The organism is Cupriavidus pauculus, assembly GCF_022179805.1.
GTDB lineage: Bacteria > Pseudomonadota > Gammaproteobacteria > Burkholderiales > Burkholderiaceae > Cupriavidus > Cupriavidus pauculus_E.
The window spans coordinates 266,329-281,553 of sequence record NZ_BPUO01000001.1 but is presented as its reverse complement, the minus strand read 5'-3'; the positions used below and the strand labels follow the sequence as shown (position 1 = coordinate 281,553).

13 protein-coding genes are annotated in these 15,225 nt (G+C 63.7%); 10 read left to right on the top strand and 3 right to left on the bottom strand.

The window, feature by feature from the left end; all coding sequences use genetic code 11:
• Positions 1–74 precede the first annotated feature (74 nt).
• The 6 genes from MFF62_RS01450 (at position 75) to MFF62_RS01425 (ending at position 7,358) form a co-directional block, all read left to right on the top strand.
• On the top strand, positions 75–1,562 hold the full coding sequence (locus MFF62_RS01450; protein WP_238259151.1) for an aldehyde dehydrogenase family protein: 1,488 nt from the start codon (positions 75–77) through the stop codon (positions 1,560–1,562).
• 42 nt (positions 1,563–1,604) lie between these two features.
• On the top strand, positions 1,605–2,498 hold the full coding sequence (locus MFF62_RS01445; protein ID WP_238259150.1) for an NAD(P)-dependent oxidoreductase: 894 nt from the start codon (positions 1,605–1,607) through the stop codon (positions 2,496–2,498).
• Between the two features lie 206 nt (positions 2,499–2,704).
• Positions 2,705–3,679: a Bug family tripartite tricarboxylate transporter substrate binding protein gene (locus MFF62_RS01440; protein WP_238259149.1), complete on the top strand. Its 975-nt coding sequence runs from the start codon at positions 2,705–2,707 to the stop codon at positions 3,677–3,679.
• 71 nt (positions 3,680–3,750) lie between these two features.
• Positions 3,751–5,139, top strand: a complete 1,389-nt coding sequence (locus MFF62_RS01435) for a M20 family metallopeptidase (RefSeq protein WP_238259148.1) — start codon at positions 3,751–3,753, stop codon at positions 5,137–5,139.
• 86 nt (positions 5,140–5,225) lie between these two features.
• Positions 5,226–6,146, top strand: a complete 921-nt coding sequence (locus tag MFF62_RS01430; RefSeq protein ID WP_238259147.1) for a LysR substrate-binding domain-containing protein — start codon at positions 5,226–5,228, stop codon at positions 6,144–6,146.
• Between the two features lie 273 nt (positions 6,147–6,419).
• Positions 6,420–7,358, top strand: coding sequence for a hypothetical protein (locus tag MFF62_RS01425; protein WP_238259146.1), 939 nt, complete (start codon positions 6,420–6,422; stop codon positions 7,356–7,358).
• An 80-nt stretch (positions 7,359–7,438) separates the two neighbouring features.
• Here MFF62_RS01425 and MFF62_RS01420 read toward each other — a convergent pair whose 3' ends face one another.
• Positions 7,439–8,440: an aldo/keto reductase gene (locus tag MFF62_RS01420; protein WP_238259145.1), complete on the bottom strand. Its 1,002-nt coding sequence runs from the start codon at positions 8,438–8,440 to the stop codon at positions 7,439–7,441.
• Between the two features lie 168 nt (positions 8,441–8,608).
• Between MFF62_RS01420 and MFF62_RS01415 the strand changes: the two genes are divergently transcribed.
• Together MFF62_RS01415 and MFF62_RS01410 are read left to right on the top strand one after the other, a co-directional pair.
• Positions 8,609–9,517: a LysR family transcriptional regulator gene (locus MFF62_RS01415; protein WP_238259144.1), complete on the top strand. Its 909-nt coding sequence runs from the start codon at positions 8,609–8,611 to the stop codon at positions 9,515–9,517.
• A 165-nt stretch (positions 9,518–9,682) separates the two neighbouring features.
• The gene (locus MFF62_RS01410; protein ID WP_238259143.1) at positions 9,683–11,020 is read left to right on the top strand and encodes an epoxide hydrolase family protein; all 1,338 of its coding nucleotides are present in this window, start codon (positions 9,683–9,685) and stop codon (positions 11,018–11,020) included.
• Positions 11,021–11,056: 36 nt separating this feature from the next.
• Here the strand turns inward: MFF62_RS01410 and MFF62_RS01405 are convergent, their stop codons facing one another.
• Entirely contained in the window at positions 11,057–11,734 is a 678-nt protein-coding gene (locus tag MFF62_RS01405) for a peroxiredoxin-like family protein (protein ID WP_238259142.1), read from the bottom strand.
• 172 nt (positions 11,735–11,906) lie between these two features.
• On the opposite strand from MFF62_RS01405, the gene MFF62_RS01400 reads away from it, so the two are divergent.
• Both MFF62_RS01400 and MFF62_RS01395 read left to right on the top strand, forming a co-directional pair.
• Complete coding sequence (locus MFF62_RS01400) at positions 11,907–12,788, top strand: LysR family transcriptional regulator (RefSeq protein ID WP_238259141.1); 882 nt, start codon at positions 11,907–11,909, stop codon at positions 12,786–12,788.
• A 196-nt stretch (positions 12,789–12,984) separates the two neighbouring features.
• Positions 12,985–13,929 (top strand): helix-turn-helix domain-containing protein, encoded by a 945-nt coding sequence (locus MFF62_RS01395; RefSeq protein WP_238259140.1) that lies wholly within the window; start codon positions 12,985–12,987, stop codon positions 13,927–13,929.
• Here the strand turns inward: MFF62_RS01395 and MFF62_RS01390 are convergent.
• Entirely contained in the window at positions 13,907–15,100 is a 1,194-nt protein-coding gene (locus MFF62_RS01390; RefSeq protein ID WP_238259139.1) for a lactonase family protein, read from the bottom strand. The two genes, MFF62_RS01395 and MFF62_RS01390, sit on opposite strands and share 23 nt — an antisense overlap.
• Positions 15,101–15,225 lie beyond the last annotated feature (125 nt).

The window sequence follows — 15,225 nt, the reverse complement described above, 5'->3', positions numbered from 1 at the left end:
CCGGTTCCGCTCATAGACTTGCTTCACATTGGCAGGCCGGACTGACCGGTTGCCCCTCTCGGAAGGTCGTGAGCATGGAAAACTCTTCGTCGGAATTCAACTCGCTGGTGCAGTCCCTGATTGGTGCCGAGGCGATGGGTTCCTACATTGCTGGCGAGATGGTGCCCGGTGATGGTGCAACGCTGTCGCTGGTGGACCCAGCCAGCGAGCAGACGCTGCTTCAGTTCGCGGATACCAATGCAGACGTGGTGGGTGCCGCTGTCCGGAGCTGCCACGACGGTCAGAAGCACTGGGCCGCATTCTCTGCCCAACGCCGGGGCGAAGTCATGGCGCAGCTCGGCAAGCTGATTCAGCGCGATGCCGAACCCCTGGCCCGTCTGGAAGCGATTACCAGCGGCAAGGCCATCAAGGCGGCGCGCGCACAGGTGGCGGCCGTCGCTGAAATCTTCCGCTACTACGCGGGCTGGACCGACAAATTCCTGGGCAACGTCATCCCCGTGCCCGGTGGCCAGTTGAACTACACACTGCGCGAGCCGCTGGGTGTGGTGCTGGCGATTACCCCCTGGAATTCACCGATCTACCTGGCCGCGTGGAATGTCGCGCCGGCGCTTGCCATGGGCAACAGCGTACTGCTCAAGCCGTCGGAGCTCACACCGCTGACCGCACTGGCGATGGCCAGGCTTGCTCGCGAGGCGGGGATGCCAGCGGGCACGCTGAACGTCGTCAACGGCCTGGGCAAGACGATTGGTGATGCGGCCATTTCGAATCGGCTGGTGAAGAAGGTCGTCTTCGTCGGCTCGACGCAGACCGGACGCGCAGTCAATGCGGCCGCCGCGCAGCGTCCGATTTCCTGCTTGCTGGAACTCGGCGGCAAGTCGGCCAATATCGTGTTCGACGATGCCGACCTGGTGCGGGCCGCTCAAGCCGCCGTCATCGCGGCATGCGCCAACACGGGGCAGAACTGCGCCGCCGGGTCGCGCCTGCTGGTGCAGCGCGGCGTCTACGATGAGTTCGTGGCGGCAGTCGGAGAAGCCATCGCCGACTATCGCATTGGCCATCCGCTGGATGAGTCGGCGGAGGGTGGTCCCATCAACAATCGCGCCCAGTTCGACCGCATCAACCGCATGGTCGAGATGGGCCTGTCCGAAGGCGCCGAGCTGTTGACCGGCGGTGTGAGCGAAGCCACGGGCAACGGCTTCTACGTGAAGCCGACGGTGCTCAAGCACGTGCGCAACGACATGCGGATTGCGCGCGAAGAAGTATTCGGGCCGGTCGTGGTGGCGATTCCGTTCGATACCGAAGCGGAAGCCATCGCCATTGCCAACGATAGCGAGTTCGGCCTGGCTGGCGCCGTCTGGACGCGCGATGTGGCGCGCGCCCATCGCGTGGTCGCCAAGGTCAATGCAGGACTCCTGTGGGTCAACATGTACCGGGACATGCATGTGGCCACGCCATTCGGTGGCAACGACAGCAGCGGTTATGGCCGGTCCAGCGGCGCGGAATGCCTCTACGAGTACACCAGGACCAAGAGCGTCTGGGTGCCGATTGCCGAAGGCTGCTGAGAGCCAGCCTTCCTGTTCTTCATTCTTCTATCAGGTTCCAAAATGGAAAACTTCAAGACGGTTGGTGTGATTGGCCTGGGCAACATGGGTCGCGGCATGGCCCTGACCCTGCAACGTTCGGGCTACGCAGTGCTGGGCCTGGACAAGTCGGAACAGGTCTCCGCGGTCGCGCGCGACGCTGGCATTCCGCTGGCATCGAGCCTGCCGGAACTGGCCAAGGCATGCTCGGCGATTGTGCTGTCGCTGCCGACCTCGGCCATTGTTCGCGCCGTGCTGGAAGGGGAGGAAGGCTTGCTGGCCAACGCCGCGCCAGGCACGCTGCTGATTGACACGACGACAGCCGACCCGCAGATCACGCGTGAACTGGCGGTTGCGCTGAAGGAGAAGGGCTTCCGCTTTGTCGACGCACCGGTGAGTGGCGGCCCGACGGGTGCGATGAAGGGCGAACTGACGATGTTTATCGGCGGTTCGGAAGAGGACGTGGCGTATGCGAATCCGATTCTGTCGGCCCTGGGTACCAAGCGCTTCCATATCGGCGAAGTCAGCGCCGGCCACGTGGCCAAGCTCATCAACAACCTGCTGACGGCTTCGCACCTGGTGACCGCCAGCGAGGCGTTCCGCCTGGCCAACGCAGCAGGCATCTCGACGGACCAGCTGATCGAGGCCGTCAATGCCGGCTCGGGTCGTAGCGGTGTGACACTGTTCAACTACCCGACCCGCATCCTGAACAACACGTACAGCTCCGGCTTCACGATGCAACTGATGCGCAAGGACGTGAACCTTGCCGTGTCGCTTGGCGATGCACTCGGCCTGAGCCTGCCGACGGTGTCGGTCATCGGAGACATCTGGAAGTCGAGCGCCTCGGCCCTGGCCGATGGCGAGGACTTCAACCGTATCGTCAACTTCGAACGCGACAAGTCGCCTGCCAAGGCTTGATCGCAGGATGCGGGCGCGCCTTTGACTAGCTGCTGCCCCGGATCTTGCTTTTGCTTTAGCGCCGTACCTATATAGAGGTGGAAACCACCCGGAGGTACGGCGTCGATTCCCAGCGTCTCTTTCCGCCAACCACCGCCTGGTCAAGCCAGCCGGAGAACCCTGAAGCTCGTATGCAAGCACCATCCCACTGATATTTGGAGTGAAAGATGTCGTTCCCGCGGATTCTCGTTTCCTGTGTTGGCCTTTCCATCGCGATGCTGTCGAGCGGCGCTGCCCTGGCAGAGTTTCCTGATCGCCCCATCCGCCTGGTGGTTCCGTTTCCGCCGGGTGGCAGCGTCGACTCCGTCGCTCGACTGGTTTCGGTGCAACTGAGCGAACGCCTCAAGCAGCAGGTGGTCATCGACTACAAGCCAGGTGCGGCCACGATTGTCGGCGCCGAGACCGTGGCGCGCTCGACGCCGGATGGCTACACGCTGCTGCTGGGAACCTCCACCACCTTTGTGGTGAACCCCATCATCTATCGCAAGCTGAACTACAACGCGGACACGAGCTTCGACCCTATCGGTGTGCTGGGAAGCAATTCCCTGGTGCTGCTGGCCAACCAGGGCGTGGCGGCGCAGACCCTGCCTCAACTGCTGGCCGATATCAAGTCGAAGCCGGGAACGTACTCCTATGGCTCGCACGGCACCGGTTCGACCGTGAATTTTGCCGGTGAGATGCTGTGGAATGCGGCGGGCGTTAAGGTGCTTCACGTCCCGTACAAGGGCAGTGCGCCTGCGATGACTGACGTCATGGGCGGCCAGATTCCGCTTAGCTTCGACGCGGTGCCGGCATCGGTGGCTGCCTTGAAGAGCGGCAAGATTCGCGCGCTGGCTGTCACTGGGCCCAAGCGCAATCCGATGCTGCCGAATGTGCCGACGGTCGCGGAGAGCGGTTTCCCCGGCTTCCGCATGGATTCCTGGTTTGCCATCGTGGCGCCGAAGGGTGTCCCGGCAGCGGCCAGGCAGAAGCTGGTGACGGAACTGGCGAAGACCATGGCGGACCCTGGCTTGCAGGAGAAGCTGGTGAACCTGGGCTTCGAGCCCGAGTACGGCGCGCCTGCCAAGTACACCGAATCGGTCAAGGCGGATACGGTGACGCTTACGCCGGTGGCAAAAGCCAACAACATGATGCAGGACTGACCTGTCCGGCCGGTCGGTCGGCGCGGCCGTCGGGTGTGGACGGCTATCTTATCCATCCAAGCGAGTTCGATATGTCCCGTTCTGCCGCCCTTGCGTCCGCGGTCAACCATCTGGAATCCGGTCAGCTATTTGCAGACCTCTCCCGGCGCGTTTCCATTCGTTCCGAAAGCGATTTGGGTGCGGACCCTGCCACGCTGGGACACTACTTCGATGCCGAGATCGTGCCTTGGCTCGAGCGGCTTGGATTCCAGGTCGAAGTGTCCCCGAACCCCGATGCGAAAGGGGGGCCGTTCCTGGTGGGACGGCGCATTGAAGACCCGACGCTGCTGACAGTGCTGACCTATGGCCATGGCGACGTGGTCAACGGTCAGGAGCCAAGCTGGCGTAAAGGCGAAGGTCCCTGGACCCTTGCGGTGGATGGGGACCGTTGGTATGGCAGAGGGACGGCCGATAACAAGGGGCAGCACAGTATCAACCTTGCCGGCCTGGAATACGCGCTGGCGGCGCGCGATGGAAAGCTTGGCTACAACGTGATTGTGCTGATGGAGATGGGCGAGGAGGCCGGGTCTCCGGGGCTGGCCGAGTTCTGCAGGGCCAATGCAAGGCAACTAGCGGCCGACCTGTTTATCGGCTGCGACGGACCCCGTGTCAGGGCAGACCGGCCAACGCTGTTTCTCGGCTCGCGCGGCATGGTGAACTTCAGTCTCACCGTTCAGGCGAGGGAGCGCGCCTACCATTCCGGCAACTGGGGCGGCGTGATTTCGAATCCGGGCACCATCCTGGCTAACGCGCTGTCGACCATTGTCGATGCAAGCGGGCAGATGCTTGTCCCCGAGCTGTTTCCGCCCGCGATCCCCGCCGCCGTCAAGGCTGCGCTGGCTGACATCGAGTTGGGTGGCGGCAAGGACGACCCGGCGTTCACGCCCGGGTGGGGCGAGCCCGGTCTTTCGCCAGCGGAGCGCCTGGTTGCCTGGAACACCATCGAGGTGCTGGCGCTGGGCGCCGGATCTGCTCAGCGGCCTGTCAACGCCATTCCATCTTCGGCAGTGGCCCATTGCCAATTGCGTTTCGTGGTCGGCACGCCTTGGCAGCAACTGGAAACGATCCTGCGTAACCACCTTGATGCCCAAGGCTTCGCGGACGTTGCCATCGACGTGACCATGAGCGGGGCCGCAACGCGGCTGGATGTCGATCACCCGTGGGTGACATGGGTGGCTGGCTCGATTGAATCGAGCACAGGGGTGCTGCCGGCGATCCTGCCGAACCTGGCGGGAACGCTGCCAAACGATGTCTTCGCCGACGTACTCGGCCTTCCGACTATCTGGGTGCCGCACTCCTACCCGGCGTGCGCTCAGCACGGGCCTGACGAACATATGCTCACGAGCGTCACCCGCGAGGGGCTGCAGATGATGGCGGGACTCTACTGGGACCTCGGCGAACGCGCAGGTCTGCCTGCATGACGGATGCGGAGTTCATACAGGATTGACAGGGAGATATTGAAAGGTGTTCACTTTGACGTGTTGAACACTTCGATATATCTCTCATCATGACGCTGGACCAGCTTCGCGCTTTCGTCGCCGTCGTCGAGCACGGCAGTATTCGCGCGGCAGCCAGATCACTGGACCTGGCGCAAAGCGGCCTGACGCAGCAAATCAAGCGATTGGAATCATCGCTGGGCGCAAGCCTGTTTGCGCGAGGAAACCGGGGCATTGTGCTGACCGGACCCGGTGAGACCTTGCTGGCGCGGTCACGCATCATTCTTGGGGAATGCGACCGGACAGAGCAGGAGTTCCAGAGCTTCCAGGGGAATCCAGTCGGCTCGATGAACGTCGGCGTGTCATCCGAAGCGTTTGCGCGCGTCGTTCCTCCGGTGCTGCGAGCGTTCCGGCAGCGATTCCCGAAATTCTCCGTCCATTTGGCGAGCGGCCCGTCAAGCTCGCTGCTGTCCGGCATTCGCGAAGGGAGGCTCGACTTCGCGCTGACGCTTGTGTCGCGCAAGACGGACATGACGGACCTCACCAGCACCAGACTGACCAAGTCAGACCCCGTCATCGTCTGCAGGCTCGGACATCCGAACGAAAAGGCGCGGAGCATCAAGGCACTGGCCGACTGCGAGTGGGTAAATACCCGGCCGCCCGGCCAGGCTGGATTGCCGTCCAACCGGCTCGTGGACCTGTTCCACAACGCTGGATTGGAAACGCCAAATATTGCGGTGACAGTGGAATCGCTCTTTGACACGCTCAACCTGGTGTCACGGACAGACCTGTTGTTTCTCGCGCCCAGAATCTCGCTGGAGCAGGAGGGCTTCATGGATGCCCTGAGAGAGATCCGCATTGCCGAGGCCATACCGCCAGCCGACCTGTGCCTGGTACAGCGAACAGCGGTGCCGCTGCCGCCTATCACGGGCGAGTTCGCAAAGATGCTGGTTTCCTATAGCCGAATGCTTCGGAAGGGTGGGCCGGCGTAGGGGGAGCCTGAGCGGGGCATGCCGGAGACCTCGGGGCTGTCTGGATTTGCCGGATAGGCAGTTGCATTCCGACTCTCCGTTTGACCTGCCGCATATCTTTCCACTGTCACTTTTGCGACGCTGTGAGGCCGGCGCTGATCGCGTCTGCGGCAATCAGGTCTCACGCCAACTTCCAGGCATCCAGGATCTGCTGGCTGTTCATCACAGCGGATTGAGAGGGGATAGATACCGGATACGCGTTTCCAGGACGGCAATGCTCGATACGCAAAACTGATGAAGGCAGCGGAGAGGGATATCGAGAAGAGTCCATCGATGTCTGATGCGGTCAAGGCTGAAAGGAATGCCTTTTCTGGGGGCGCCGACTTTTCGGACGGTGCATATTTCTGGGATGGTGCAGATATCAAATCAAACTACAAGAAGCACGCGAAGGTAAAGCTCGGAATCCGTATCACGGGTCCGAGTCACAATATTTACGGGATTAGCGATTCGGGGAAACGAAGATCCTATACAAGACAGTCAAAAAAGGCGCGTAGACGGGCAGGTAAGAACTGTGCGGGAGGAAGTTGGGCGCTATTCCTGAGTATACGAATCGACGGCAGGCGTGGGCGGCACGATCTTCTGGCGGTACGGTCGGGATTGGATCAAAACGATGCGCGCGAAGGAGTACAGGTGACACGGTTGCTAATCCTTCCATTCCTGCTTGCGGCTTCAATGACCGCCCATGCGAGGGCGGTGCCCGCTGCGGTGATTGATAGTTGTCTCTTGTTCGACAGGCCAACAGACACCTCTATTTCCATTTCGCCAATCGAGGGCGCGGCAGAGCTGGTAGACGAAGTTCCAGTATCCGGCTACGAGCTATTCACGCCCGCCAGCGACAACAACAGGCTTGGCATCGGCTACGCGACCAGCAAGCGCGACGGCAACGACTACATCTTCGTTGGGCCGTATCGCGGCTATATCGCGCAAGCGGTTGCTGTGGGTCGCTTCCAGCCGAAAGGAATTGATCAGCCAAGCCTCGCTTCCTATGCGTTTTTGCGCCAGCGTGGGCGTCAGTATGTCTGCGTGATGGAAAGCAATGGCAATGGAAGTGCCGCATTTGTGAGGTCGGCCTATGTGGGGCGGGTTCCACCGTCGAAAAACTCCACACTCAAGCTGGTTTACAAGGTAGCCGACGTGAAGACTTTCAAGGCGTTCAATGGCGGCAAGCGCTGAACGATGAGGGCGTGGAACAAACGCCCCTCTTATCCAGTGGTCAATTGTCCCTCAATCCGCCCCAGCCCCACCAACCCCAATCACACCTCACTATCCAGCCGAGCCATCTGCGCCGCAGGATATCTCTCCCCAGCCGCAGCCCCCTTTGGCACAGCTTGTGAAATTGCCATCAAATCTTCCTCGCCCAATTTGACATCCAGCGCGCCCAACGCCTCGGTCAGCCGGTCGCGGCGGCGTGCGCCGATGATCGGAACGATGTCGTTGCCTTGCGCGGCGACCCAGGCGATGGCCAGTTGGGCGACGGTTACGCCCAGTCGGTCGGCGACCTTGCGTAGCGCTTCTACCAGGGCCAGATTGCGGTCGACGTTTTCTGCCTGGAAGCGGGGGCTGATGGCGCGGAAGTCGCCGGCGCCGGCCGCCGCTTTTTGCCAGTGACCGCTGATGAGGCCGCGGGACAGTACGCCGTACGCGGTGACGCTGATGCCCAGTGCGCGGCAGGTGGGCAGGATGTCCTCTTCGATATTGCGGGAAATGAGCGAGTACTCGATCTGCAGATCGCTGATGGGGCACACGGCGGCGGCACGCCGGATGGTGTCGCTGCCGACTTCCGACAGGCCCGCGGCGCGGACATGGCCGGCCTTGACCATATCGGCGATGGCGCCGACGGTGTCCTCGATGGGTACGTTAGGGTCGAGCCGGGCGGGGCGGTAGATATCGATGTGATCCACCCCTAGGCGCTGCAACGAGTAAGCGAGGAAGTTCTTCACCGAGGCAGGTCGGGCGTCGTAGAGCGACCATCCGCCGTCGGGATCGCGCATTGCGCCAAACTTGACGCTGATAATCGCCGAGTCGCGGCGCGACGGCGGCGCGGATTTCAGTGCTTCGGCGATCAACAGTTCGTTATGGCCGCTGCCATAGAAATCGCCCGTATCCAGCAGCGTCACGCCGGCTTCCAGGGCCGCATGAATGGTGGCGATGCTTTCGGCACGATCCGATGGGCCGTACATGCCCGACATGCCCATGCACCCCAGGCCAAGCACGGAAGTGGTCATATCGGTCTGGCCAAGTTTGATGTGGTTCATCTCATTCCTCATGCTGGTTAGTGCCGCCGCATCGGACGGTTAGCCGGATTATGGGTCGCGATTCAGTGTGCGATAATCCGGTGCAGCCAGAACAGGTTGTTTGGTTTTTCGCACAATGGCGGCCAATCTTGCCGTGCCAATTGCGCCGGCTTGCATGACTCAACAGAAATGACCGAGCCCGATCTTTCAGACCTGGATGCCTTCATGGCCGTCGTGCGTGCGCGAGGCTTCAGGGCGGCAGCCACCACGCGCGGCGTGTCGCCGTCGTCGCTGAGCGAGGCCATCCGGCGGCTCGAAAACCGGCTCGACGTTCGTTTACTCAATCGCACGACCCGCAGCGTCACGGCCACGGATGCGGGGCGCCGGCTCTTCGAGCAGTTGTCTCCCGTCTTCAAGGATATTGCTGGCGCGCTCGACAGCGTGAACAGCTATCGCGACAGCCCCAAAGGCACCTTGCGGCTCAACGTGCCGACGATTGTCGCGCGGTCGATCCTGCCAGACCTGATCTGCCGGTTCCTGAAGCTGCATCCTGGCATTACCATCGACGTCGCGGCGGAGGACACGTTTATCGACGTACTGGCCGCAGGCTTCGATGCCGGCATCCGCTATGACGAGCGACTCGAGCAGGACATGGTGGCGATACCCATCGGCCCGCGCCGCCAGCGCTTTGTCGCCGCCGCATCGGCCGCGTATCTGGCGGAAAAGGGCACGCCCACGCATCCGCGCGAACTGCTGTCGCACGCATGCATCGGCCATCGCTTCAAGAGCAGGGTACTGGGCGCCTGGGAGTTCGCGCGGCGTGGCAAATCGATAAGGGTGACGCCAAACGGCCCGCTGATTGGCTCGGGCATCGACCTCGAACTCCACGCGGCGGTGGCCGGGCTGGGCATCATCTACTCGTTCGAGGAGTACGTCGGCCCCGCGATCGCAGCCGGCCAACTGGTGCCGATTCTTGAAGAGTGGTGGCAAGGCTTCTCGGGGCCATTTCTCTACTATCCGAGTCGCGCCCATATGCCCGCGCCGCTGCGGGCATTCGTGAACTTTGTGATTGTGCAGGGCGGGGCTGAGCCGGCCTGAGCAAGACCCGCTTTGTAACCCAACGTATCCGCCCCACGCTCCGATACATCACAACACGATGGACCGCATGTCTGCAATGCGCGGGATACGTGCGTCGCCTTCAATACGGGCAATGGACCGGGCCCTATGGCTCTCCTCCCGATACGAAAGCATCCAGGAGCTCACATGCACCCCATCGACAACCTCGAACCGAAGCGCGTCAGCCGGCGCGGCTTCCTTGGCGTCTCCGCCGCTGCGGCGGGATATGGCCTTGGCCTCGACGCGCTCTCCAGCGACGCCTTCGCGGCGCCCGCGCCCGCGAAGCCGGCACCCGGCACCGACGCCATCGTGCCGTTCCGGGTCGCGTTTCCGCAGGAAGAACTGACCGATCTGCGTCGCCGCATCGCGGCTACGCGCTGGCCGACACGCGAAACGGTCAGCGACGACAGCCAGGGCGTGCGCCTGCTGACCATGCAACAATTGGCGCGCTACTGGGCCACGCAATATGACTGGCGCAAGGTCGAAGCGCGGCTCAATGTCTTGCCGCAGTTCTTGACGAACATCGACGGCGTGGACATCCATTTCATCCATGTCCGCTCGAAGCACCCGAACGCGCTGCCTGTCATCGTCACGCACGGCTGGCCCGGCTCGATCATCGAACAACTGAAGATCATCGGCCCGCTGACTGATCCTACGGCGCATGGCGGCCAGGCTTCGGATGCGTTCGACGTCGTGATTCCGTCGCTGCCCGGTCATGGCTTCTCGGGCAAGCCGACCGCCACCGGATGGGACCCGGTGCGCATTGCCCGTGCCTGGATCGTGCTGATGAACCGTCTCGGCTACAAGCAATACGTGGCGCAGGGCGGCGACTGGGGCGACGCCGTGACCGAGCAGATGGCGGTGATCGCGCCGCCGGAGTTGCTGGGCATTCACGTCAACATGCCGGCGACGCTGCCGGCCAGCATCTCGAAGGCGCTCAAGTACAACGAGCCGGCGCCGGCGGGTTTGTCGGCCGACGAGCAGCACGCCTACGAACAGCTCGACACGTTCTACAAGCACGGGCTGGGCTACGCAATCGAGATGACCAATCGCCCGCAGACGCTGTACGGCATCGAGGATTCGCCGATCGGCCTGGCCGCATGGATGCTCGACCACGACGCGGCCAGCCAGGCGATGATTGCCCGCGTGTTCGATGGCAAGCCCGAAGGGCTCTCGCGCGACGACGTGCTCGATAACGTGACCCTGTACTGGCTCACGCGCACGGCGGTGTCGTCGGCACGGCTGTACTGGGAAAACAAGCTGGCGTTCTTTGATATCAAGAACATCCGCATTCCGGTGGCCGTCAGCGTGTTCCCCGACGAAATCTATGCGGCGCCGCGTAGCTGGACCGAACGCGCCTACCCGAAGCTGATCCACTTCAACCGCCTGCCCAAGGGCGGCCACTTCGCGGCATGGGAGCAGCCGAAGGCTTTCAGCGACGAACTGCGGACGAGCTTCCGGACGCTGCGCACCGCGAAGTCGTGATGGGTGGGGCCGGCCAGATGCTGGCCGGCCCTGGCTTTACGCCGCCGCCTGCTGCAGTCGATCCAGCGTGGGCAGCATTTCGCTCGGGTCCGGGCGCTGGGTGTAGTCGGGATTCACCTCGGCATAGGCGATGGTGCCGTCCTGGCCGATGACGTAGCGCGCCGGCATCGGCAGCGTCCACGACGGGTCGTCATTGACCACGGTAAGATCGTTCTTGAACACGTTCTTGTAGACGTCGATCAGGTAGTCGGGCAGGGCGAAGCGCAGCCCGAACGCATCGGCCACTTCGCCGCGCGGGTCGTTGAGAATCGGAAACCCGAGCTTGTTCTGCGCCACCGACTTGCGGCTGTTGGCAGCCGATTGCATCGAGATGGCCACCATCGTCGCGCCACGTGCCTCGATATCGGCGCGCACCGCTTCCAGTGCCTGCAGGTCCATATTGCAGTACGGGCACCAGACCCCACGATAGAACGTCACGACCACCGGCCCCTTGGCCAGCAGATCGCCCAGGTCCACCGCATGCCCGTTGGCATCGTTCAGCGTGAACACGGGCGCCTGGTCGCCGGCCTTGCGGGCCCGGCCGGCCTGGCCGCTGGCAATCAGTTCATCGGTGTGCCGGTGCATGGCATCCACGATCTCGCGCGGCAGGTTGTAGGGCGGGGCGCCCGATTCCACCACGGCTTTGAATGCGTCGAGCTTTTCTTGCAAGGACATGATTGACTCCTGGTCTTGGGGCGAAGCGTCTGGCGGGATGCGCTGCTTCGTTGGAGACAACTTTCGTTCATTCGGGAGTCGCTCGGTAGATGGCTGTGGCGACTATGATATATTTGCTGTTCAAATGAATATCCTGCCTGATCCTTCGACTATCCAGCACCCGTGAGACACCATGAGTGACCGGATTTTTGCATTGCGCCTGTTTGTCCGCGTGGCGCGCGGCGGCAGCTTCTCCGTGGCGGGGCGTGAATTGGGCCTGTCCCAGCCGTCGGTGTCCCGCATCGTTTCCGGGCTGGAGACCGAGGTCGGCGCCGCGCTGCTGACGCGGACCACGCGCGCCGTCACACTGACTGAAGCCGGTGCCGACTATCTGGCGCGCATCGAACCCATTCTTGCCGCGCTCGATGAAGCCGATCACGCCGCACGCGGATCGGGGGAATTGCGCGGCCTGCTGCGCGTTGGCGTGGCGGCCAGCTTTGCGATTCGGCAGATCATCCCGCGCCTGCCCGGCTTCATGGACCGGCATCCGGGCCTGCGCGTGGAAATGACGATGACCGACCAGCGGCAGAACCTGGTGGCGGAGGGCGTGGACGTTGCGCTGCGCTTCGGGACGCTGGCCGACTCCTCGGCCACCGCCCGCAAGATTGGTGTCTCGCACCGCATGCTCGTGGCTTCGCCAGCCTATCTGGAGCGCGCCGGCGTGCCCGCCACGCCGGCGGAACTGCCATCGCATTCGATCATCGTCGGCCCGGCCGCGCTGGCCGGCTTCACGTTCCAGCGCGAGGGCCGCGAGGCGTCGGTACACCTGAAGGGCCGGCTGGTGGTCAACGTCAACGAAGCCGCCGCCACGGCCGCCATCGCCGGACTCGGCATCGCATGCCTGGGCCGCTGGGGCTGCCGCGAGGAAGTCTCGCAAGGCACGCTCGTACAGATCCTGCCGGACTGGTCCCTCGGGCCGATGGACGTCAACGCCGTCTTCGCAGCGGGTCGCGCGGCAAAGCCGGCCGCACGCGCGTTCGCCGACTATCTGGCGAGAAACCTGTCGGGCCTGTGACAGCGTAGCCGCCAACAATCCGTAACGCCCCGCACGTTGAGCCTGCCCACGCTCCCGTCTAGAATGGCGCGATTGCCCGCCGCACGATGTCACGCATGACATGCGCCCGGCGGCATAAAACACGGTTCAAGCGGGACGGGCGCCGGCCTTTCAAGACGGCAAGACCTAGACGATCCCGCGGCCCAGGAGACAGTTCATGGCACACGCCGCTGCCGCAAGGCATTCGCGCATCGCCCAACCGAACCAGGCACCTACCACGGTGCCCAAGGTCCGGCTCTACGTCGAGCCCGAGGAAAAGAAAGAAGACTGGTTTGTCAATGTCGGCCACGTCACCGAACGGGGACGCTGGAAGACCGAGCCCCATGCGCATCCGGCCTACGGGCAGGTGATCTTCGTGCGCAGCGGCAAGGGGGTGATGAACCTGGAAGGCAGCAGCGTGCCGTTCGAGGGGCCGTGCGCGTTGCTGCTGCCTACCGAATGCGTGCACGGCCTGGACTACGAGATCGATGTGGACCGCTGGGTGGTGACCATCGACGTCACGTACCTGTCGCAGCTCAATGCCAAGCTGCAGGCGTTCGTGCAGCTCTGGACGGCGCCGCGCATGATCTCGCTGGCGTATTCGGCTGAGACGGAAATCGAGTTCCACCGGCTGATCCGCGCGCTGGAGCAGGAGGTGATGTCGCAGAGCGTGGGCCATGTGGTGGGCACCGAGGCGCTGCTGACGACGCTGCTGCTGATGCTGGTGCGTGGCACCACGCTCGATGTGGCGGGCGGTGATGGCGCCGCGCGCCACGATATCCGGCTGGCCGAGCGGTTCCGCGAACTGATCGACCAGCACTATCGCGACAACCTGTCGCTGCAGGACTACGCGTCGAAGCTGGCGGTGTCGCCCGTGCAGTTGCGCGCCGCGTGCGCGTCGGCCACCGGGCAGAGTCCCACCAAGCTAATCCATGCGCGCATCGTTACCGAAGCCAAGCGCAGCCTGATCTTCGGGGACATGTCGGTGGAGCAGATCGCGTTCTGGCTCGGGTTTGCCGATGCCGCGTACTTCACGCGTTTCTTCCGCAAGGAAGTGGGGCAGACGCCCAGTCAGTTCCGCGCCACCGCGCGCCAGCAGCCTACTTCACAAAAGTCAGGCTGACCGGCGAAGGGATGTCCACCGCGTGGCCGGTATCGGCCAGTCGGCCCGATGCCGGGTCGATTGCGAACACGTTGACCCGGCCGCCGCGTTGGTTGGCCACCAGCATCCATTTGCCCGATTCATGCAGCGCGAAGTACCACGGACGCTCTCCGCCCGATGGCACGCGCTGTACCAGCGACAGCGTGCCCGTGCCCGGCGCGATGCGGTACACCAGCAGCGTGTTCTCGCCGCGATCGGCCACGTAGACGAAGCGGCCGTCCCGGCTCACCGTCAGTTCCGCGCCGCTTTTCACCCCCACGAAGGCACTGCTGCTGATCGGCTGCGTCTGCACGGCAGTCAGCGACCCGTGCGCAGGGTCCCAGCGCAGCACCACGATCTCGGCCGTCAGCTCGTTGAGCAGGTAGGCCACGCGTCCGTCGGGACCAAACGCAATGTGGCGGGGGCCGCTGCCCGGCGTGGCCACGAACGGCGCGGGGTTGGCCGCATCGTCGCGTGACATCTCGCGCGTGGTCCGGTCGAAGCTGTACACGAAGACGCGGTCCGCGCCCAGGTCGGACACCAGCGCATAGCGGCCGGTCGGGTCCACGACAATGCCGTGCGCATGTGCGCTGGTCTGGCGCCGATGCGGCCCCGAGCCGGTTTCACGGATGGTGGAGACCCGCGCGCCCAGGCTGCCGTCGCGCTGCACGGCGATGCTCGACGACGATCCGCCGCCGAAATTAGCCACCAGCAGCGTCATCGACGGCACGTCCATTGACAGGTACGTGGTGCCGCTGCCGCCGCTGGCCACCTCGTTGATGCGGGTTAGCGCGCCGGTTTCGCGGCTCACGGCGAATGCGGTCACGCTGCCTTCGCGTGTGTTGTCGTCGTCCACCGCGTAGAGCACCGGCAGCGTCGGATGCGCCAGCGTCCAGGTGGATCGCAATCCCTCCGCCACGGTGCCCAGCGACGTCAGCGTGCCGGTGGCCGCGTCAAACGCCAGCGCGCGAATCTGGCGCTCCTGCATGCCGACGTAGACCAGCTCCGCCGCCTTGGGCGGGGCGGCAGGGGTAGCGGCCCGCGCGAGCGGCGGGTTAAACGTCGCCAGTGCCCCAAGTGTCCCTACCGTGGCCAGCGCCGCCAGCGCGCCGCACCGTTGCAATGCCTGTCTCCGCAAGTTCTTCGTTGTCATCGTTCTGTTCGCCGGTCCATGGATTCAGCGCGCAAGCGTAGGGGATGCCCCGGCGGGCGTCCTTGCACAAAACGCAGCTTTGCCGGGATTTCCCGCTCGGCTCAGGGATGACCCCTAGCCGCCAG

What these genes read in the sequence shown, in the direction of transcription:
- MFF62_RS01390 (WP_238259139.1), bottom strand. Translation starts at nt 15,100, where the DNA reads ATGACAACGAAGAACTTGCGGAGACAGGCATTGCAACGGTGCGGCGCG.
- MFF62_RS01435 (WP_238259148.1), top strand. Translation starts at nt 3,751, where the DNA reads ATGTCCCGTTCTGCCGCCCTTGCGTCCGCGGTCAACCATCTGGAATCC.
- MFF62_RS01415 (WP_238259144.1), top strand. Translation starts at nt 8,609, where the DNA reads ATGACCGAGCCCGATCTTTCAGACCTGGATGCCTTCATGGCCGTCGTG.
- MFF62_RS01450 (WP_238259151.1), top strand. Translation starts at nt 75, where the DNA reads ATGGAAAACTCTTCGTCGGAATTCAACTCGCTGGTGCAGTCCCTGATT.
- MFF62_RS01400 (WP_238259141.1), top strand. Translation starts at nt 11,907, where the DNA reads ATGAGTGACCGGATTTTTGCATTGCGCCTGTTTGTCCGCGTGGCGCGC.
- MFF62_RS01430 (WP_238259147.1), top strand. Translation starts at nt 5,226, where the DNA reads ATGACGCTGGACCAGCTTCGCGCTTTCGTCGCCGTCGTCGAGCACGGC.
- MFF62_RS01440 (WP_238259149.1), top strand. Translation starts at nt 2,705, where the DNA reads ATGTCGTTCCCGCGGATTCTCGTTTCCTGTGTTGGCCTTTCCATCGCG.
- MFF62_RS01410 (WP_238259143.1), top strand. Translation starts at nt 9,683, where the DNA reads ATGCACCCCATCGACAACCTCGAACCGAAGCGCGTCAGCCGGCGCGGC.
- MFF62_RS01420 (WP_238259145.1), bottom strand. Translation starts at nt 8,440, where the DNA reads ATGAACCACATCAAACTTGGCCAGACCGATATGACCACTTCCGTGCTT.
- MFF62_RS01425 (WP_238259146.1), top strand. Translation starts at nt 6,420, where the DNA reads ATGAAGGCAGCGGAGAGGGATATCGAGAAGAGTCCATCGATGTCTGAT.
- MFF62_RS01405 (WP_238259142.1), bottom strand. Translation starts at nt 11,734, where the DNA reads ATGTCCTTGCAAGAAAAGCTCGACGCATTCAAAGCCGTGGTGGAATCG.
- MFF62_RS01395 (WP_238259140.1), top strand. Translation starts at nt 12,985, where the DNA reads ATGGCACACGCCGCTGCCGCAAGGCATTCGCGCATCGCCCAACCGAAC.
- MFF62_RS01445 (WP_238259150.1), top strand. Translation starts at nt 1,605, where the DNA reads ATGGAAAACTTCAAGACGGTTGGTGTGATTGGCCTGGGCAACATGGGT.